This window comes from Pseudorhodoplanes sinuspersici (assembly GCF_002119765.1).
Taxonomy (GTDB): domain Bacteria; phylum Pseudomonadota; class Alphaproteobacteria; order Rhizobiales; family Xanthobacteraceae; genus Pseudorhodoplanes; species Pseudorhodoplanes sinuspersici.
Map to the genome: position 1 here is coordinate 5,451,200 of NZ_CP021112.1, position 19,034 is coordinate 5,470,233.

Genomic DNA, 19,034 nt, shown 5'->3' on the forward strand with positions numbered 1-19,034 from the left:
AATGGCGAAGATCAAGGTGAAGAACCCGGTCGTCGAAATGGACGGCGACGAGATGACCCGCATCATCTGGCAGCTCATCAAGGACAAGCTGATCCATCCCTATCTCGATGTCGATCTGCTCTACTACGATCTGAGCGTCCAGAACCGCGACGCCACCAACGACCAGGTCACCATCGACGCGGCGAACAAGACGAAGGAAATCGGCGTTGCCGTGAAATGCGCCACCATCACGCCGGACGAAGGTCGCGTGAAGGAATTCGGCCTCAAGGAAATGTGGCGCTCGCCGAACGGCACCATCCGCAACATTCTCGGCGGCACCATCTTCCGCGAACCGATCATCTGCAAGAATGTGCCGCGCCTCGTCCCTGGCTGGACCCAGCCGATCATCATCGGCCGTCATGCCTATGGCGATCAGTATCGCGCCACCGATTTCAAGTTTCCCGGCAAGGGCAAGCTGACGATAAAATTCGAAGGTGAGGACGGCAAGGTCATCGAGAAGGAAGTCTTCAAGGCGCCCGGCTCCGGCGTCACCATGGCGATGTACAATCTCGATGATTCAATTCGTGATTTTGCCTACGCCTCGTTCAATTACGGGCTGAACCGCAATTACTCGGTCTACCTGTCGACCAAGAACACCATCCTGAAGCAGTATGACGGCCGCTTCATGGAGTTGTTTCAGGAGATCTTCGACAAGGATTTCAAAGCCGAGTTCGACAAGCGCAATCTCATCTATCAGCACCGCCTGATCGATGACATGGTCGCCTCGGCGCTGAAATGGTCCGGCGGCTATGTCTGGGCCTGCAAAAATTACGATGGCGACGTGCAGTCGGACATCGTCGCGCAGGGCTTCGGCTCGCTCGGCCTGATGACCTCGGTGCTGATGACGCCGGACGGCAAGGTGGTGGAGGCGGAAGCCGCGCACGGCACCGTGACGCGCCATTATCGCGAGCATCAGAAGGGCAACGAGACCTCGACCAACTCGATCGCCTCGATCTTCGCCTGGACCCGCGGCCTCGCCCATCGGGCCAAGCTCGACAATAACGCGGCGCTCGCGACATTCGCAGCGACCCTGGAAAAGGTGTGCGTCGATACGGTCGAAAGCGGCTTCATGACCAAGGACCTCGCCCTCCTCGTCGGCCCCGAGCAGAAGTGGCTGTCGACCACCGGCTTCCTCGACACGATCGACGAGAACCTGAAGAGGGCGATGGCGTAGGCGAATATCAATTTGCAAAATGAAAGCGTGCAGCGAAGGCTGTGCCCTTTTTTCGTCGCCTTGACTCGTTCAATGAGGCTTCCTTCAGGAATGCCTCATGCGCTTTCGCATTGCTCTCGCCATTCTTCTCGTCATCGCTGGCGCCATCTACCTCTTCAACGCGAGCTGGCTCGCACCCGTCCCCGACGGCAAGCCGGTCCTGCTCGCGCATCGCGGCGTGCATCAGACCTTCCATCGCGAAGGCTTGACGGCACAATCCTGCACGGCGTCGATGATCTATCCGGTAACGCACGACTTCATCGAAAACACTCTGCCCGCGATGAAAGCCGCCTTCGATGCCGGCGCGGATATTGTCGAGTTCGATATCCATCCGACCACCGACGGGCACTTCGCCGTCTTTCACGACTGGACATTGGATTGCCGCACCAACGGCCAGGGCGTCACGCGCGAACACACCCTCGCCGACCTGAAAAAGCTCGATGCCGGTTACGGCTACACCCCAGATGGCGGCAAGACTTATCCGCTGCGCGGCAAAGGCATCGGCCTCATTCCATCACTCGACGAGGTGCTTCAGGCCTTTCCGGACAAGCGTTTTCTCATTCACATCAAGAGCAGGGATCGCGAGGAAGGCGCGGCGCTCGCGCGGCGGCTCGGCGAGATCCCGCTCGAACGGCACAAGCATCTAATGGTATATGGCGACACCGTTCCGGTCGAATATGTGAAGAAGCATCTGCCGCATCTTTATGTCGGCTCCCGCAGGGCGCTGAAATTCTGCTTCCTTGGCTATATCGCCACGGGCTGGTTCGGCCGGGTGCCGGAATCGTGCCGGGGCCGCCTGATGCTGGTGCCTGCCAATATCGCACCGTGGCTGTGGGGCTGGCCCAACCGCTTCATGGCGCGGATGAAGAATGCAGACACACAGGTCTTCATTCTCGGCGATTACGACGGCGGCGATTTCTCCAGCGGCATCGACACCGCGGCTGATTTCGCCCGGCTGCCACCCCGCTTCAATGGCGGCGTCTGGACCAACCGGATCGAAAGCATCGCGCCGCGGTTGCGTTAGGGCCCAAGTTTTGCTCTGACAAGCCGCATGCCCCTGTCCCACCTCACCCGTTTTGCGAACGTCACCGTACTGGATGCTGCCGGATGCACGTCGTCTGCCTGATCGGCACATCGCGTTGCGGCTCGACCGTTCTGCAGGCTGCGCTCGCGCAGTTTCAGGATGTCACCGCGCTCGGCGAGGTGAAGCGGCTGAGCACCCTCGCCGCACGCGGCGCGCTGTGCGGCTGTGGCGCGAAGATCGAGGATTGCGAAATCTGGGGTCCGCAGATTGCAGGTTTCGTTGCGCCGAAAGGCGGCCGCTTGCGGATGCTGGGCAACGCTCTTGCGGTCGCGGCAGGAGCGCCGCTGTTTCCGGCCGAAGCCCGAGCCGCACAATCGCTGAGCCGGATGCTGCACGCGATCGACCGCAGCAAGCCAAGCCGTGTGTTCATCGATTCCAGCAAGGATCCCGACCAGCTTCTGCTTTACGCAAACCGGCCCGACATCACCGTGATCCCGGTGCATATCGTGCGTGACCCGCGCGGCGTCGTGCAATCCGCCGGCCGGCGCACCGGCACATCAGCCGATGTGATGGCGCGGCACTGGCACCGGTTGAACGGAGCGACACTGATGCTTCGCAAAATGATGCCGCGCCTGCCGTGGCAGAGCATTCGCTACGAAGACTTCTGCGCCGATCCGATGGCGGTTTGCCGCACCATTCTGCGTGCCGCCGGACATGATGGTCCATTGCGCGATCACCCCGCCATCGATCACACGCTCGGCGGCAGCCCCGGCTTTTCCTTTGCCGGCATCGACACGATCCGTGTCGAAAACAACTGGCGCGAAACCATGCCGGCGCAGATGCAGACCACGATCTTGCGTCAGAGCGGCTGGCCGGCGCGCCATTTCGGCTATCGCATGGAAAGCTGAAAAGCTGAGCGGCGGCCCGGTTACTCGGCCGCTTCCGCCGTCTTGCTGGCCTTTCGCACTTCAACCACTTCGATCGCCCGCACCTCGGCGATGCGCTGGATTGCAACGTCTTCCGGGAAGTCGAGATTCTCAAGCAAACGGCCGGCCAGTTGCAGGCTCGCTTCGACGGTTTCGGGGATCGCTCCGGTCGCGCCGAGGCGCGTCAGCCGCGCGGCATGCGCGCCATCCCTGGCGCGCGCCATGACGCAAGCCTTGGGCCGGATTTTCCGGATCTCGGCGACCATCCGTTCGGTGGCGGCTTCGCTGCCGAGCGTCACGACGAACGCGCGCGCCTTCCTGCCGCCGGCGCGTTCGATCAGTTCATGCCGGCTGGCGTCGCCGAAATAGACCATGCGGCCCTGCTCGCGATACCGCGTCACCGTCTCGCCATGGGTATCGAGCGCGACCCAGGGCACATTCTCGCTGTCGAGCACACGCGCGATCGTCTGCCCGACGCGGCCGAAGCCGCCGATGATGACGTGATCGCGCATATCGGCGACAGCCGCCTCCGGCGAATGGTGCTCGTGCTCCATCGGCTCAAGCCACTCGCCGACGCGCCGCGCGAGAATGGCGAGCAGCGGTGTCACCATCATGCTGAGGCCGGCAACCGCAATGGCCGAGGTCGCAATCTCGACATTCAGCAGGCCTTTGCCGCGTGCGAGTCCGATGACGATGAATGCAAATTCGCCGCCCTGCGCCAAAAGGATAGCGACTTCCGCCGCGACCGGTCGCGCCACCCGGAACAGCCGCGCCGCAAAATACAGCGCACCAGCCTTGACGGCGATCAGCCCCGCGAGGGCAAGCAGGATCCAGCCGATATGCGCCCACACCACTTTCAGGTCGATCACCATACCGACGGTGACGAAGAAAATGCCGAGCAGCAGGCCTTTGAACGGATCGAGATCGACTTCGATCTGGTGGCGATATTCGCTGTCGCTGAGAAGCAGGCCGGCGAGGAACGCGCCGAGCGCGACGGACAATCCTGACGCGCCGGTCGCCGCCGAAATGCCGACCACAATGGTGAGCGAAATCGCCATGATCAATTCGCGGCTGCCGGTGCGCGCCGCCGAACGCATCAGTGGCGTCACGATATAGCGGCCCACCATCATGATGGCCGCGACCGCCGCAAAAGCCTGCGCGAATGGCAGCAACAGATCGAACAGCGATTTGTCGCCGGCACTGCGGGCTTCGAGGATGCCGATGGTGAACAGCACCGGCACCACCATCAGATCCTGGAACAGCAGCACCGACAGCGACACCCGGCCGACCGGCGCTGCGGACCTTCGCTGATCGATCAAAAGCTGCATGACGATGGCGGTCGATGACAGCGCGAAACACATGCCGAGGATGAGGCCGGCGGGCGGCGTGATGCCGCTCCAGCGGATCGCGGTGCCGATGATGACGATCGACAATGCAACCTGCACGAGGCCGACGCCCAGCACATAGCGCCGCAACTGCCACAGGCGCTGCACCGACAATTCCATGCCGAGGAGAAACAGCAGGAACACGATGCCGAGTTCAGCCAGCGGCTCTGCCGCTTTCGGATCGTTGAGCGTGAAATAGTTCAGGACCGGAAAATAATCGTCGAGATAGCCGATGCCGTAGGGTCCAAGGGCAAGGCCGACCAGCAGGAAGCCGAGCACCGTCCCAAGCTTCACGCGATGCAGCAGCGGCACGATGATGCCTGCTGCAACAAGGAAGATCAGGATGCTCTTGAGATGTTCCGCGTGCAGCACGTCTTTCCCTCAGGTCGCGGCTATCCCTCCCCTTCAGGGGAGAGTGGCTGCGAGCGATGCGAGCAGCAGGTCGCTGTCTCGAGCTTTAATAGGCCCCCACCCGGTCGGCTTGCGCCGACCATCCTCCCCCGTAAACGGGGAAGGGAAAAATGATTACGCTGCACCCAACGCTACCTCGATCGCTTTCAGCGCTGCATCGGCCTTGGAGCCATCCGGACCGCCGGCCTGGGCCATGTCTGGCCGTCCGCCGCCGCCCTTGCCACCCAGCGCTTCAGCGCCGGCACGCACCAGTTCGACCGCGTTGAACCGCTTGGTCAGGTCGGCCGTGACCCCAACAACGATGCCGGCCTTGCCGTCGTCAGTCTTGCCGACAATGGCGACAACGCCGGAGCCGACCTGCTTCTTGCCCTCGTCGGCGAGGCTGCGCAGATCCTTCAGGTCGATGCCTTCGACGGCGCGGGCGAGCAGCTTCACGTCGCCAACGGCCCGCAGGCCGTCGGCGGCATCGGCCCTGCCGCCCGACGCGCCACCGCCCATGGCCAGCTTCTTGCGCGCATCGGCGAGATCGCGCTCCAGCTTCTTGCGTTCGTCCATCAATTGCGTCACGCGCGCCGGCATGTCGGCAACGGACACGCGCAGGATATCGCTTGCCACCGATTGCGCCGCCTGCATCGTCGCATTCGCGGCCTTGCGCGCGTTCCGGCCGGTCAAAGCTTCGAGGCGGCGCACGCCCGCGGCGACACCAGAATCCGACACAACCGAAATCAGGCCAATATCGCCGGTGCGCTTCACATGTGTGCCGCCGCACAATTCCACCGACCAGCCGAGCGCGTTGCCGCCGCTTTCGCCCATCGCAACGACACGGACTTCGTCGCCATATTTTTCGCCGAACAAGGCGCGCGCGCCGGAGGCCCGCGCATCGTCGAGGCCCATCAGGCGTGTGGTGACCTGCGAATTCTGCAGAACGAAATCGTTGGCGATATCCTCGACCTTTTCGATTTCTTCGGCCGTCATCGGCTTTGGATGCGAGAAGTCGAAACGAAGCCGCTCGGGCGCCACCAGCGATCCCTTTTGCGCGACGTGATCGCCGAGCACCTGGCGCAGCGCCTCATGCAGGAGATGGGTTGCCGAGTGGTTGGCGCGGATCGCGGTACGGCGTGTATGATCGACATCGAGCTGCAGCGCGAGGCCGGGCTTCAGCGTGCCCTGCTCGACCACGCCCTGATGCACGAACAGATCGCCACCTTTCTTCTGCGTATCGGTCACACGGAAGCGCACGCCATCGGCGGTCATGATGCCGGTGTCGCCGACCTGGCCGCCGGATTCGGCATAGAACGGGGTCTGGTTGAGCACCACAAAGCCGGTGTCGCCACTCTTGAGTTCAGCGACGTCCTTGCCGTCACGCACCAGCGCGATGATTTCTCCTTCTGCGCTTTCGGTCTCGTAGCCGAGGAACTCCGTGGCGCCGAGCTTTTCGCGCAGGGGAAACCACACGGTTTCGGCGGCCGCATCGCCCGACCCTTTCCAGGATTCGCGGGCCTTGGCCTTCTGCTGCTCCATCGCCGCATTGAAGCCGGTGAGATCGACCGAGATGCCGCGCGAGCGCAACGCATCCTGCGTCAGATCGAGCGGGAAGCCATAGGTGTCGTAGAGCGTGAAGGCGGTGTCACCTTTCAGCGCATCGCCCTGTTTCAGCAGCTTCGTTTCGTCCTCGAGGATCGCAAGGCCGCGTTCCAGCGTCTTGCGGAAGCGGGTTTCCTCGAGCCTTAATGTCTCGGTGATCAGCGCCTCGGCCCGGCGCAATTCCGGATAGGCCTGGCCCATCTCGCGCACCAAAACCGGAACGAGTTTCCACATCAGCGGCTCGCGCGCGCCGAGCAATTCGGCATGACGCATCGCCCGGCGCATGATCCGGCGCAGCACATAACCGCGGCCTTCATTCGAGGGCAGCACACCGTCGGCAATGAGGAACGATGACGCCCGCAGGTGATCGGCGATGACGCGATGCGACGCCTTTTGCGGGCCGTCCGGCGAGACATGCGTCAGATCGGCGATCACCTGGATGATCGCGCGGAACAGATCGATTCCGTAATTATCATGCGTGCCCTGCAGCACGGCGGCGATGCGCTCGAGGCCCATGCCGGTGTCGATCGAGGGCTTGGGCAATTCGAGGCGCTGGCCGTCCGCCGTCTGCTCGTATTGCATGAACACGAGATTCCAGATCTCGATGAAGCGGTCGCCATCCTGATCGGGCGACCCGGGAGGGCCGCCGGGGATCTTGTCGCCGTGATCGTAGAAGATTTCCGAGCACGGACCGCATGGGCCGGTGTCGCCCATTGCCCAGAAATTGTCCGAGCCGGCGATGCGGATGATGCGGCTTTCCGGGAGCCCTGCGATCTTCTTCCACAGATCGAAGGCGACATCGTCGTCGATATAGACGGTGGCGATCAGCTTGTCCTTGGGCAGCCCGAAGTCCCTGGTGATCAGGTTCCAGGCCAGCTCGATTGCGTGCTCCTTGAAATAATCGCCGAACGAGAAATTGCCGAGCATCTCGAAGAAGGTGTGATGGCGCGCGGTGTAGCCGACATTGTCGAGGTCGTTATGCTTGCCGCCGGCGCGCACGCATTTCTGCGCGGTCACCGCGCGGTGATAGGGGCGCTTTTCGAGGCCGGTGAAGACATTCTTGAACTGCACCATGCCGGCATTGGTGAACATCAGCGTCGGGTCGTTGCGCGGCACGAGCGGCGACGACGGCACCGGCTCATGGCCGTTCCGGGCGAAATAATCGATGAAAGTGGACCGGATCTCGTTAACGCCGCTCATGACGATCTTGCTGCCGCGCAGCCGGAACAGGCCCGGCTCCCTCTGTGCCTAAGCCTGACGCCCGGGCAGGATTGATTTTCGAGGGATATGTAGCGGCGGGGTCCGGCCAAGTCCAGAAAACGAGAGAAAATCTCAGCGAATGCGGCGGCTGGCACAGCGACGATGGGCGACCCGACCGGATGTTAAAAAATACCCCGGGGAACCGGCGGGCCGCGGCTGGCGCGCCATGGTTATCTGGCCCGGCGCGGTCATGCGTCCTTTAAGTCCCCCTTGGGAATGCGTTCCTGTAAAGCGCGCATCGGCGACGATGAAGCCGCCACGATCAGGTTGCGGAATGACTGCGGGCTGAAAAAGACTGCGGACTGAAAAAAGACGGCCGCGCCGGTCACGACGCAGCCGTTGCAATGGCCATCCCGGCCATGGACATCAAACCGGAACAGCTCTGTCAGCTCACGAATGCAGGCGGCCTGGGCTGCCGCCGCCGATCACTCCTCGCCGTCGTCGTCGCCATCATCCTCGTCCTTTTCGCCAACGAGGATCTTGTCGGCGATCAGGCCGGAATTCTGCCGCACCGCCGCTTCGATCGAGGCGGCCATATCGGGATTGTTGCGCAGGAACGTCTTGGCGTTTTCCCGGCCCTGCCCGATCCGCTGGCTGTCATAGGAGAACCAGGCGCCGGATTTCTCCACCGCGCCGGCCTTGACGCCGAGATCGATCAACTCGCCGACCTTGGACACGCCCTCGCCGTACATGATGTCGAACTCGACCTGCTTGAACGGCGGCGCCAGTTTGTTCTTCACCACCTTCACGCGGGTCTGGTTGCCGACCACCTCGTCGCGATCCTTGATCGCGCCGATCCGGCGGATGTCGAGACGCACCGAGGCGTAGAATTTCAGCGCATTGCCGCCGGTCGTCGTTTCCGGCGAGCCATACATCACCCCGATCTTCATGCGGATCTGGTTGATGAAGATCACCATGGTGTTGGACTTGTTGATCGAAGCGGTCAGCTTGCGCAGCGCCTGGCTCATCAGCCGCGCCTGCAGGCCGGGCAGCGCATCGCCCATCTCGCCTTCCAGTTCGGCGCGCGGCACGAGCGCGGCGACCGAATCCACCACCACCACATCGACAGCGCCCGAGCGCACCAGCGTATCGGTGATTTCGAGCGCCTGTTCGCCGGCATCGGGCTGCGAGATCAGAAGGTCGTCGACATTGACGCCCAGCTTGCGGGCATAGACCGGATCGAGCGCATGTTCGGCATCGACGAAGGCGCAGATGCCGCCCTTCTTCTGTGCCTCGGCCACGGTGTGCAACGCCAGCGTGGTCTTGCCGGACGATTCCGGTCCATAGATTTCGACAATCCGGCCCCGCGGCAAACCGCCGACGCCAAGCGCGATGTCCAGACCAAGCGAGCCGGTCGAGACCGTCTCCACATCCATCGACTTGTCGTTCTTGCCAAGCCGCATGATCGAGCCCTTGCCGAAGGCGCGCTCGATCTGTGAGACCGCGGCATCAAGGGCTTTCGATTTATCCATGGAGGAACCTTCAACCAAACGCAGGGCCGACTGAGCCATATCTGGCGCTCCTTATGACTGACGATTCGGGCGGCGTATATGCGCCGTTGCGGAGCTTGCTCAGCCACCCCACAGCGGTTTTTCACCCCGCCCGGTTCCAATAACTGAAGTGGGAGCAACGTACCCCATTTGTTCCATGTTCGCAATATGTTCTTTTCATAAAAGTGGATAATCCCGCCGTTTGCGCCCTTCCTGGCTCTCGTTCGAAAAACACCACCCCACCGGTTCGCGAAACGTTCAGCCGTCATGCAGATAGGTGGATATGTCGATACGGCCCGTGCGTGCGAATGCGCACCGCCGGGAACAGGCGTACGATTAAAAGCAGTCACTCGCAGCCGGCCAGAACGATCGATGCCCATTCCAGGATTCTTCGAAGGCACCGGAATGCCCGATCCCGGCTGGTGGGAGGCGTTGTGGCCCGATCCCGCCAAGGTGCTGGCCGACGTCGGCATCGAGCCGGAGATGTCGGTCGTCGACCTGTGCTGCGGCGATGGCTGGTTCACCTATCCGCTCTCGCGCATCGCGCGTGAGGTCATTGCGATCGATATCGACGGCGCCTTGCTGAACGCGGCCAAGGTCCGCATCGCCGAACGCGGCGGCGCTCAAAACATCACCTTTGTCGAAGCCGACGCCTACGAGATGGCGAAGGCAATCCGCGCGCCGGTGGATCACGTGTTTCTGGCCAATGCGTTTCATGGCGTGCCGGACAAGCCGCGCCTTGCGCGGGCCGTGCATGACGTGCTCAAGCCCGGCGGCCTGTTCGCGATCGTCAGCTGGCATGCAAGGCCGCGCGAGGAAACGACCGTTCTCGGCGCCCCGCGCGGACCGGCGACAAGCCTGCGCATGACACCGTCGCAAACCATCGCCGCAGTCGAACCCGGCGGCCTGACGTTTCAAAAGCAGGTGGAGGTCTCGCCTTATCACTATGGCGCCGTGTTTCAGCGTCCTCCTGGCTGACGAAAAGAAGAGCCCGGTTGGTTGTCCGGGCTCTCTGAAGTTGAGGCGATGCCCCCAGCCTCAGGATCTGAATCCATGGATCTGAATCAGTATTTGAACGCCTTCATGTCCCTGAGCTGATCTTTAGTGGCATTCATCACCGCGCGGTCGGGATACCATTGCTTGCTGTCGGAGCCTGCGGCACCGGTCGTGGTTTTACCGGCTTCATTGGAGAACCGCAGACGATCCATCGGCACCATGATGTCATGTTCGCCGATGCCAAGGAATCCGCCGACGCCGATGACGGCTCCGGCAACACGGCCGGACTGATCGATGATCAATTCATTGATCTCGCCGAGCTTTTCATTCTGTGGGTTGTAAACGTCAACGCCGATCACCTTCGATGCCCGCCACTGTCCCGATGCCGGCACAGGCGCGGCTTGCTGCGAGGGCGTCTGGGCTGTGGGAGCCGTGGGGGCCGGCTGCTGCGCCATGGATGGAACAGCAAGAATGGTTGGAACGGCAAACGTGCAGATGAGAGCGGCGCCAAGAAGTGCGCGCATGATAACCTCCTGGAACGATGTTTTGTTATTTAAACAGCATCGACCCATTCAACGGATCAACGGGCGTGATCGTTCCAGCATGCGTCCGTGTTGTTTCAGCCTTCGCGCTGGAAGCAGATTGCCGGATGGCGTGTCTCGTCGGCGTCGTCCGGCAACGCTGCGCCGTCCTCGGCGACACCATGAGCGACCATTCCCGCGCGCCTTTGCACGTCGGAAATCAGTTTCGCCGCTTTGCGCCGGCTGTTGACTTTAAGGAAGTTCTGCTCGCCGACGCGGATCACGTAGCTGTCGTCCATCTTCACGATTGAATATGGCAATCCGCCCTCCCCTGTCATCGTCGTGTCGCACAACCCCTCCCTATCGCCGCCGTTCCGCATTGCAAAACGTCAAAAATGGCCGGTCGCGGCAATGGTTTATGAGCGCTTTCGTCGCGGACGGAATTCCACTGCACGATGGCACCGCGTCGCCGCGCGATGCACCGAAATTCAATGCGATAGGCGGATATCGCGCGATATTTCGTAAAACGCGGCACGTCGTTGAAATGCAAATCGTTGCTGTGAAATCCTTGTCCGACGGTCGTCACATACAGGTAGCGAGCTGAAACCCTTTTTCATGGACGTTCGTGGGATGTGCCAAGAGCGATGTGGCAAACGGGAGAACGAGCTGTGCGCCGTCATAGCTGAAATTCACCGCCACCAAGCTCTCTCCACACTCACCTTAAACCGACATTGACAAATCCGGGCTAAGGGATCGCGTCCTCGAGCTGCAAGCCGCGCAGCCGCCCCGAGACCGGAGAAAGTCCGTGCTAAAGTTGCTTAGGTATCTCAAGCTCCGCGCTTATATGTTCGCCGGCAAGGCGAACAAGGCTCTGCTTGGTGTCAATGCGGTGGCGGTCATCGCGCACAACAAAGACGGGCTGTTTGCCACAGATCCGGAGGACATGGGCGTCGGTCAGGAGCTGCGCAAACTTGGAGCGTATCGCGAAAAAGAATTGCAGCGTGTCCTCAGCTATATCGACAATAACGACAATGTGCTCATCGTCGGCACCCATGTCGGCGCGATGGTTATTCCGTTCGCCAAACGCTGCAAAGCGGTCGCGGCGATCGAGGCCAATCCGGACACCTTCGCCCTGCTCGAGATGAATCTGCGGCTGAACGATGCGCACAACGTCCAAGCCTACAACATCGCCGCGAGCGACAAGGCGGAAACCATTGATTTCGTTTCGAGCCGGACCAATTCGGGCGGCGCCAAACGGATGCCAAAAGTTCGCGACTTCCGATATTTCTACGATTCACCCGAGACGATCGCTGTCCCTGCCTATCCGCTTGACGAGTATCTGAAAGACCAGACCTTCTCGCTGGTTTTCATGGATATCGAGGGATCGGAATATTTCGCGCTCAAAGGGATGCAGAACATTCTGGCAAAGGCGCAAACGCTGTCTGTCGAGTTCATCCCGCATCATCTGCGAAATGTCAGCGGCATCGGCCCACGCGACTTTCTCGATCTGATCGCGCCGCATTTCGAACACCTGCTGATTCCGACGCTGAACACCCGGGTCACGAAGGACGGCTTCCTGCCCGCGCTACAAAAGATGTTCGACCAGGACCAGGTCGATGACGGGCTGATCTTCACCAAATAGGCCGATATACGCGACGCGGACGTCACTCATTCCCGCATTGGCGCGGCGGCATCGTATCGCGGGCGGTAGACCACGATGCCGGGCACGGTTTTCACGTGTTGCGCAAACGGCGAGTCCACGACTTTATCGACGCCCTTGCGCGAGGATGCATTTCTGAGAACGGGACCATTCTTCGTCATGACATAGATGCCGGTATGCGAGACATCGAGGCCGGGGCGGTTGGTGTAGGCACCAATGTAATCGCCGGTGTGCAGACGATCGAGCAATGCCTTATCGACGTATCGGCTCGGGATGTATGTGACCGTGCGTTCGACATTGGGAAGACCGCGGACATATTGTTCGCCGTCCGATTTGGCATCCAGGTTCTTCCTTATGGATACCGCTTTCGGGCTGATGTCAGCGGTGATGTCGCGCACCAGCGTTGGCGCTTTGTACGCCCAGTCGCTGAAGAAATGCCTGCGCTTGAGAAAGCTGATATCGCCATCCACATAGCGCGTCTGAATCAAGCGTTGAACGAAATCCGCTCGGCTTTGGGCGTGGCGCAGCGCCTCGACATAGTCGAGATAGGTGAAGCAATCCAGTCCACGGAAATCGATCACCAGTTGCTCGGGCCTGGTCGCAGAACCGATCAAACGGTTCGCGACATAGGGCGTTCCGAGGAACTGACGGGAAATCAGATCGATCGTCTCTTCGGGCGTGAGACCTGGCGCAGCATTGCGAAGAGCAATGATGCGATCGATGTTCCGAGCCGTGTAGGGATCGAGCGCTATGCCCTGATTGTCAGTCTGATCCTGTCCGGCTTTGGCGGTGAGATGCGCCGATGGGGAGACGCTGGCCGCCAGCAGAAAAGCGACGCAAATGAGATGAATTTTACGCACTCTGATCTCAATTCATTTCGTGCCCGAATATCGTCGCTCCCACGCAAAAAAGTATATAGCTCGAAAAATTGCATCCGGTAGCGGAATGCGAGGCAATGAGGCGTCAACGATGCCGTGTTCGACGGTCCCTCTTCATCCGCTCATTCCCGCGAAAGCGGGAATCCAGAATGCATCCGAACGAACGATGTTCGTGGCTCTGGATCCCCGCCGGCGCGGGGATGAGTGGGTGTTGAAAGAGCCGGCAAAACAACAGCCGCCAAACTCCCACTTGACATCCTCCCCAAGTTATGATTTTTTTCCTATATCCCGTCCCGCTGAAGGGGCGTTTCATGAGCGTCGTGAGACGCGGGGCGGGGAGCGGTGGCCGAGTGGCGGGCAGACGTAACCCGCTGTGCGGTCGGTTCAAGCCGCGTCCCGCCAGGCTAGCTGCCCGGCGTTTCGGTGGAGGAACGTCCACTGGGGACGATGGAGCAGACCGTCAAACACCGCGCGCGGAACGCCGGAGTCTTTTCGGCGGTTCGTGGTGCTACCAATCTCATGCGCTTACTCACATCGCGCATGGGGCCGCGGGCAGGCTGAGAGCCCGGCGTTCCGCGCGCCCTTCGTTTTGAAGGGCATCAAGCGGCGGCTTTGGACGACGGCGTACCCCGCGCCGGTAAAAAACAGGGGCGGCGGAGCTTTGCCCAAATTGATCCGTTCAGAACGTCAACGAGAGAACGCCTCACCGATGATTGCTCGCATCGTCAAAGCGCAGCACGTTGCCGAACGGATCGGTCAGTTTCGGTGCATTGTCGGTGGGGTTCGGCCGCGCAAACCGCGCGGCTTTGGCATTCAACTCTTTCGCCAGCGCCGCAACATTCTCGCCGCGGATATAGACGACAGAGCCCGGCGTGCCGTCGCCGTAATGTTCGCTGAGATGCAGTTTCATACCCGAACGCGACACCTACATGTACAGGGGTGCGTTATCGTCGAAGCGATGCTCCCAATCGATCGCAAAGCCCAGAAAGTCGACATAGAATTCCTTGGCCTTGGCGATGTCGTAGATCCGCAAAACCGGAATCGCGGGATCAAGCTTGATGTCGGGCATAATAATCTCCGGTTCCTCGATGGGTTGCGGACTATTCGCTTCTGACAATGTCAGCAATCCCCATCAAATACCACCGCACGACGACAACGCGATCTGTCCAGTGAGCGAACGTGTGTCTTTCGCGCGCGGCGGACGTCAAATCATACTTCTTTGGTCTCATACGCCGCTTTTGTCCGGCAAACATGACTGCCTCGCTATTGCCCACCCCTTGCCAACAGCAATGGCGTTCGATAGCCATGTCACGGTTTCATCATCGAACCGTCACATGCCGTGCCGGTCCACGCGTGCAAAACGGTATTGCGGTCCCACCGCCCGCGTGTTGTTCGCGCATTCTCGCCTTGTTGCGTCATGGAGTGTCCATGAGTTTTGAGATCGAACGAAAGTTTCTCGTCCGAGGCGATGACTGGAGAAAACTGACACAGCGGCATATCAAGATCCGCCAGGCCTATCTTGCCTCCAACAGTAAGAATTCCATCCGCGTCCGGATCAAGGACGACAAGACCGCAACGCTGACGGTGAAGTCTAAGCCCTCGTCCCTGCGCCGGCTCGAGCTCGAATATCCCGTCCCTCTGCTGGAAGCCGAAGCGATGATGCAGCTCCGGCAAGGCGCGGTGATCGAGAAGATCCGCCATGTCGTTCCCTGGGACGATCTCGAATGGGAAGTCGACGTTTTCCTCGGCAGCAATGCCGGCCTGATCATCGCCGAGATTGAGTTGGACAGCGAACATCAGCAATTCCGCATGCCCGCCTGGATCGGACGCGAGATCACCGGCCAGTTGCAATACTACAACAGCGCTTTGGTCACCCAGCCCTATTGCAGCTGGGCGCGTGAGGACGCGGAGCTGCAGCAGCTTGCGTGAATGCTTGCGCTCTCACGCAAGCATTCACGCAGTTGTGGGCAATAAGATTACGCCGCTTTCGCCTTGCTCTGGGACTTCTGGATTGCGTCCCACACCCGCGATGGCGTTGCCGGCATGTCGATCTGTTCGACGCCATATGGCTTCAGCGCATCGAGGATCGCATTGATCACCGTCGGCGGCGCACCGATGGTGCCGCTTTCGCCGATGCCCTTCACACCCAGCGGGTTGGTTTTCGACGGCACTTCCTCCAGATGCGATTCGATCTCGGGGAACATGTCGGCGCGCGGCATGCCGTAATCCATAAAGGTCGCCGCCAGCATCTGCGCCGAGCCCTTATCGTAGACGGCATGCTCGACCAGCGCCTGGCCAATGCCCTGGGCGACGCCGCCATGAATCTGGCCGCGCACGATCATCGGATTGAGCACGACCCCGAGATCGTCGACGACGAAGTAGCGGTCGATCGTCACCACGCCGGTTTCCGGATCGATCTCCAGTTCGCAGACATGCGATCCGTTCGGATGGTTCGGCGGATTGGTCGAATAGGTGCCGTTGGCTTCGAGGCCGACGCCCATCTTTTCGGTCAGCGGTCCCATCGGTGCGTAGAAAGCTTTGGCGACCTCCGGCAGCGGCATCGTCTTGTCGGTCCCCACCACGCGGAACGAACCGTCCTTGAATTCGAGATCGCCTTCGGCCGCTTCCATCAAGGCGGCGGCCATCGGCTTGGCCTTCTCGATAATCATGTCGGATGCCACTTTCAGCGCATTGCCGCCGACCAGCGAGGAACGCGCGGCATAGGTGCCGCGTCCGAACGCGACCTGACCGGTGTCGCCCTGAATGTAGCGAATGGTTTCGAAGGGCACGCCAAGCCATTCATGAACGAGTTGCGCAAACACCGTGGCATGCCCCTGCCCGTGCGAATGCGTGCCGGCGATGATCGAGACCGAGCCGCTCGGATCGAAACGCAGATCCATGCGATCGTTAAAGATGCCGCCCTGCTCGATATAGAAGGTCACGGCGCGGCCGCGCAGCTTGCCTTCGCTTTCGGATTTCTTCTTTCGCGCCTCGTAGCCATTCCAGTCGCTGACCGTGAGACACTTCTCCATCACGCGATGGAATTCGCCGGAATCATAAACCCAGAAGGTCGGCGTCGTGTAAGGCAGCTTGCTCTCGGGGATCAGATTGCGACGGCGAATTTCATCGGAGGGAATGCCGATTTGCCGCGCGGCGTGTTCGATCATGCGCTCGGTGAAATAGGCTGCTTCCGGGCGTCCGGCGCCGCGGTAAGGTCCAACCGGCGAGGTGTTGGTCAAAAGGCCCTGCACCATCACATGCAGCGCCTGGATGTCATAGGCCTCCGGCATGAAGCGAAGCGCAAAGGCGGCGGGGACAAGACCAGGTCCTACGAAATAGGCTCCAACCTGATAGAGTGCTTTCGCGCGCAGGCCGAGGATTTTGCCGGATTCGTCCAGCGCCATCTCGCCATACATCACCATTTCGCGGCCATGGCGGTCCGTGAGAATGCTTTCAGTGCGGGTCGCCACCCACTTCACCGGCCGGCCGAGGCGTTTCGACGCCCACAACACGGCACAATCATCCGGGAACGGGCTGCCCTTCAGCCCGAAGCCGCCGCCGACATCGGGCGAGATGACGCGGATCTGGCTCTCGGCACAATGGAAGACATGCGAGAGCTCCATCCGCACGCCGTGCGGGTTCTGCGAGCAGGTATAGAGTGTGTATTGATCGTCCGCCTCGCTGTAATCGCCGATGGCGACGCGCGGCTCCATGGCATTAGGGGCAAGACGGTTGTGTTCCACCCGCAGCTTGACCTGATGCTTGGCCTTGGCAAAAGCCGCATCGGTCGCACCTTGATCGCCGAACATCAGCCCGAAGGCCCAATTGCCTTTCTGGTTTTCGTCCCAGACCTTGGCAGCGCCTTCCTTCGCGGCATCCTCAAGGTCGGCGACAGCCGGCAACTCGTCGTATTCGACCTCGACCAGGTCGGCCGCGTCACGCGCCTGCATCAGCGTCTCGGCGACGACGAACGCGACACGATCGCCGACGAAGCGGACACGGTCATGATTGAGCAACGGCTGGAAAGTGCGAAAACCGGCAGGAGCACCGACTTCTTCCGGCATGGGATGAGCGGTCAGCCCGCCGAGCTTGTCGGCGATGACGTCGGCGCCCGTCAGGACAGCCAGAACGCCGGGGGCAGCCGCAGCTTTCGAGGTATCGACGCTCAGAATTTTGGCATGAGCGTGGGGAGAGCCGACAGCCACCGCATAGGCCTGGTTCGGCAGGTTGATGTCTTCGACATACCGGCCCTTGCCGGTGAGAAATCGCTGATCCTCGACGCGCTTGACCGCCTGCCCGATGCCGAATTTGGCCATTTCCGTCCCCTTAAAGATTCCCGTAGTTGCGCAACGATACCGTCAAGCGAGGGTGTGGGACAATCGCGGAAATTGGTGGGACGACACCTTTGCCTGCGACCTAATTACCTAAATTCCTAAGGAAATGGAGACGCCGCATCTTTATCCATAAAGGGCGAAGAAAATGCTGAATGCCTCCGAAACCTATTGCAGCGCAAAACGTTAATGGCGGTCACGGAGGACCCAACTGCATGCGAATTGCCCAGATTGCGCCGCTTATGGAGAGTGTTCCACCGAAAACGTATGGGGGTACGGAACGGATCGCCCATTTTGTTACCGAAGAGCTGGTCAAACTCGGGCATGACGTGACGCTATTTGCGAGCGGTGATTCGTTTACCGAAGCAGAGCTTGTCCCGTGCGTTCCCCGCGCCTTGCGGCTTGAGCCCAAGATCCGCGACGTTATTCCCTATTACATGCTGATGCTCGATCGCGTTTTCCAACGCGCCGACGAATTCGACATTTTCCACTTTCACGTCGACCAGTTTCACTTTCCGCTTTTCCGGGCGTTAAGCGGGCGCACCATAACCACGCTGCATGGCCGGCAGGACCTGCCGGACCTGCTCGCTCTTTATGTCGGGTTCACAGAAATGCCGCTGGTGTCCATTTCAATGGCGCAGCGCAAGCCGATCGCGAAGGCAAATTTCGTCGCCAATATCCCGCATGGCATTCCGCTCGACATGCATCAATTGATCGCGCATCCGCGTGGCGGCTATCTCGCCTTTCTCGGCCGCATCGCGCCTGAGAAGCGACCAGATCGCGCCATTGAGATCGCGCGCACTCTGGGCATGCCGCTCAAGATCGCGGCCAAAGTGGACCGTGTGGACGAAGCCTATTTCCGCGAGCAGATTGCACCGCTGCTCGAGGATAGTCCCAACGTCGAATTCATTGGCGAGATCAACGAACGTCAGAAAAGCCAGTTTCTCGGTGAAGCGAGCGCCGTGCTGTTCCCGATCGATTGGCCCGAGCCGTTCGGCCTTGTCATGATCGAGGCAATGGCCTGTGGCACGCCCGTCGTCGCTTTCCGTTGCGGCTCGGTACCGGAAGTGATGGAAGACGGGGTGACGGGCGCCATTGTCGATACCGTGGATGAGGCGATTGCCGCCCTCCCCGGCGTGATGGCGTTGGACCGCAGAAAAATCCGCCGGCACTTCGAACAGCGTTTTTCTGCCACACGAATGGCTAAAGACTATGTCTCTGTATACCAGAGATTGTTGTCCGAATCCGGCCGCGACAGCGAACGGCTGAAAACCGTGGGGGAATCGGACTTCCGCATCGCTGCAGGATCCTGAACA

The 19,034-nt window shown here is 60.7% G+C and carries 14 protein-coding genes and 1 pseudogene; 7 read left to right on the forward strand and 8 right to left on the reverse strand.

Features of this window, described 5'->3' with window-relative positions:
• Position 1 precedes the first annotated feature (1 nt).
• The 3 genes from CAK95_RS26575 (at position 2) to CAK95_RS26585 (ending at position 3,184) form a co-directional block, all read left to right on the forward strand.
• Positions 2-1,213: an NADP-dependent isocitrate dehydrogenase gene (locus tag CAK95_RS26575; protein ID WP_086090691.1), complete on the forward strand. Its 1,212-nt coding sequence runs from the start codon at positions 2-4 to the stop codon at positions 1,211-1,213.
• A gap of 97 nt (positions 1,214-1,310) precedes the next feature.
• Complete coding sequence (locus tag CAK95_RS26580; RefSeq protein ID WP_086090692.1) at positions 1,311-2,276, forward strand: glycerophosphodiester phosphodiesterase family protein; 966 nt, start codon at positions 1,311-1,313, stop codon at positions 2,274-2,276.
• 83 nt (positions 2,277-2,359) lie between these two features.
• Entirely contained in the window at positions 2,360-3,184 is an 825-nt protein-coding gene (locus CAK95_RS26585; protein ID WP_086090693.1) for a sulfotransferase, read from the forward strand.
• A gap of 20 nt (positions 3,185-3,204) precedes the next feature.
• Here the strand turns inward: CAK95_RS26585 and CAK95_RS26590 are convergent, their stop codons facing one another.
• The 3 genes from CAK95_RS26590 to recA all read right to left on the reverse strand — a co-directional run bounded on the left by CAK95_RS26590 (position 3,205) and on the right by recA (position 9,353).
• Positions 3,205-4,959: a cation:proton antiporter domain-containing protein gene (locus CAK95_RS26590; protein ID WP_086090694.1), complete on the reverse strand. Its 1,755-nt coding sequence runs from the start codon at positions 4,957-4,959 to the stop codon at positions 3,205-3,207.
• 153 nt (positions 4,960-5,112) lie between these two features.
• Positions 5,113-7,782 carry an alanine--tRNA ligase gene (alaS, locus tag CAK95_RS26595; RefSeq protein WP_086090695.1) on the reverse strand — a complete coding sequence of 890 codons (2,670 nt, stop codon included), beginning with the start codon at positions 7,780-7,782 and terminating at the stop codon, positions 5,113-5,115.
• 485 nt (positions 7,783-8,267) lie between these two features.
• Positions 8,268-9,353 (reverse strand): recombinase RecA, encoded by a 1,086-nt coding sequence (gene recA, locus CAK95_RS26600; protein ID WP_086090696.1) that lies wholly within the window; start codon positions 9,351-9,353, stop codon positions 8,268-8,270.
• 351 nt (positions 9,354-9,704) lie between these two features.
• Here recA and CAK95_RS26605 point away from each other — a divergent pair, with 351 nt between their 5' ends.
• Complete coding sequence (locus CAK95_RS26605; RefSeq protein ID WP_086090697.1) at positions 9,705-10,310, forward strand: class I SAM-dependent methyltransferase; 606 nt, start codon at positions 9,705-9,707, stop codon at positions 10,308-10,310.
• A gap of 86 nt (positions 10,311-10,396) precedes the next feature.
• Here the strand turns inward: CAK95_RS26605 and CAK95_RS26610 are convergent, their stop codons facing one another.
• Both CAK95_RS26610 and CAK95_RS26615 read right to left on the reverse strand, forming a co-directional pair.
• Positions 10,397-10,852, reverse strand: coding sequence for a PRC-barrel domain-containing protein (locus CAK95_RS26610; RefSeq protein ID WP_086090698.1), 456 nt, complete (start codon positions 10,850-10,852; stop codon positions 10,397-10,399).
• Between the two features lie 95 nt (positions 10,853-10,947).
• A complete protein-coding gene (locus CAK95_RS26615; protein ID WP_147413547.1) occupies positions 10,948-11,169 on the reverse strand; it encodes a hypothetical protein in 222 nt (73 codons plus the stop codon).
• 485 nt (positions 11,170-11,654) lie between these two features.
• Between CAK95_RS26615 and CAK95_RS26625 the strand changes: the two genes are divergently transcribed.
• Entirely contained in the window at positions 11,655-12,491 is an 837-nt protein-coding gene (locus CAK95_RS26625) for an FkbM family methyltransferase (protein ID WP_147413549.1), read from the forward strand.
• A 26-nt stretch (positions 12,492-12,517) separates the two neighbouring features.
• Here CAK95_RS26625 and CAK95_RS26630 read toward each other — a convergent pair whose 3' ends face one another.
• Both CAK95_RS26630 and CAK95_RS26635 read right to left on the reverse strand, forming a co-directional pair.
• Complete coding sequence (locus CAK95_RS26630; protein WP_086090702.1) at positions 12,518-13,369, reverse strand: DUF1460 domain-containing protein; 852 nt, start codon at positions 13,367-13,369, stop codon at positions 12,518-12,520.
• 721 nt (positions 13,370-14,090) lie between these two features.
• Positions 14,091-14,456 (reverse strand): annotated as a pseudogene (locus tag CAK95_RS26635) (glyoxalase superfamily protein).
• Between the two features lie 359 nt (positions 14,457-14,815).
• Here CAK95_RS26635 and CAK95_RS26645 point away from each other — a divergent pair.
• Entirely contained in the window at positions 14,816-15,316 is a 501-nt protein-coding gene (locus CAK95_RS26645; RefSeq protein WP_086090704.1) for a CYTH domain-containing protein, read from the forward strand.
• 47 nt (positions 15,317-15,363) lie between these two features.
• On the opposite strand, the gene CAK95_RS26650 is transcribed toward CAK95_RS26645, so the two are convergent.
• Positions 15,364-17,703 (reverse strand): xanthine dehydrogenase family protein molybdopterin-binding subunit, encoded by a 2,340-nt coding sequence (locus CAK95_RS26650; RefSeq protein ID WP_086090705.1) that lies wholly within the window; start codon positions 17,701-17,703, stop codon positions 15,364-15,366.
• Between the two features lie 230 nt (positions 17,704-17,933).
• Between CAK95_RS26650 and CAK95_RS26655 the strand changes: the two genes are divergently transcribed.
• On the forward strand, positions 17,934-19,031 hold the full coding sequence (locus CAK95_RS26655) for a glycosyltransferase family 4 protein (protein ID WP_086090706.1): 1,098 nt from the start codon (positions 17,934-17,936) through the stop codon (positions 19,029-19,031).
• The last annotated feature ends 3 nt before the right edge of the window (positions 19,032-19,034 follow it).

Bases quoted from the DNA above. Each gene is read 5' to 3' on its own strand.
- CAK95_RS26575 (WP_086090691.1), top strand. From the start codon at position 2: ATGGCGAAGATCAAGGTGAAGAACCCGGTCGTCGAAATGGACGGCGAC.
- CAK95_RS26580 (WP_086090692.1), top strand. From the start codon at position 1,311: ATGCGCTTTCGCATTGCTCTCGCCATTCTTCTCGTCATCGCTGGCGCC.
- CAK95_RS26585 (WP_086090693.1), top strand. From the start codon at position 2,360: ATGCACGTCGTCTGCCTGATCGGCACATCGCGTTGCGGCTCGACCGTT.
- alaS (WP_086090695.1), bottom strand. From the start codon at position 7,782: ATGAGCGGCGTTAACGAGATCCGGTCCACTTTCATCGATTATTTCGCC.
- recA (WP_086090696.1), bottom strand. From the start codon at position 9,353: ATGGCTCAGTCGGCCCTGCGTTTGGTTGAAGGTTCCTCCATGGATAAA.
- CAK95_RS26605 (WP_086090697.1), top strand. From the start codon at position 9,705: ATGCCCATTCCAGGATTCTTCGAAGGCACCGGAATGCCCGATCCCGGC.
- CAK95_RS26610 (WP_086090698.1), bottom strand. From the start codon at position 10,852: ATGCGCGCACTTCTTGGCGCCGCTCTCATCTGCACGTTTGCCGTTCCA.
- CAK95_RS26645 (WP_086090704.1), top strand. From the start codon at position 14,816: ATGAGTTTTGAGATCGAACGAAAGTTTCTCGTCCGAGGCGATGACTGG.
- CAK95_RS26650 (WP_086090705.1), bottom strand. From the start codon at position 17,703: ATGGCCAAATTCGGCATCGGGCAGGCGGTCAAGCGCGTCGAGGATCAG.
- CAK95_RS26655 (WP_086090706.1), top strand. From the start codon at position 17,934: ATGCGAATTGCCCAGATTGCGCCGCTTATGGAGAGTGTTCCACCGAAA.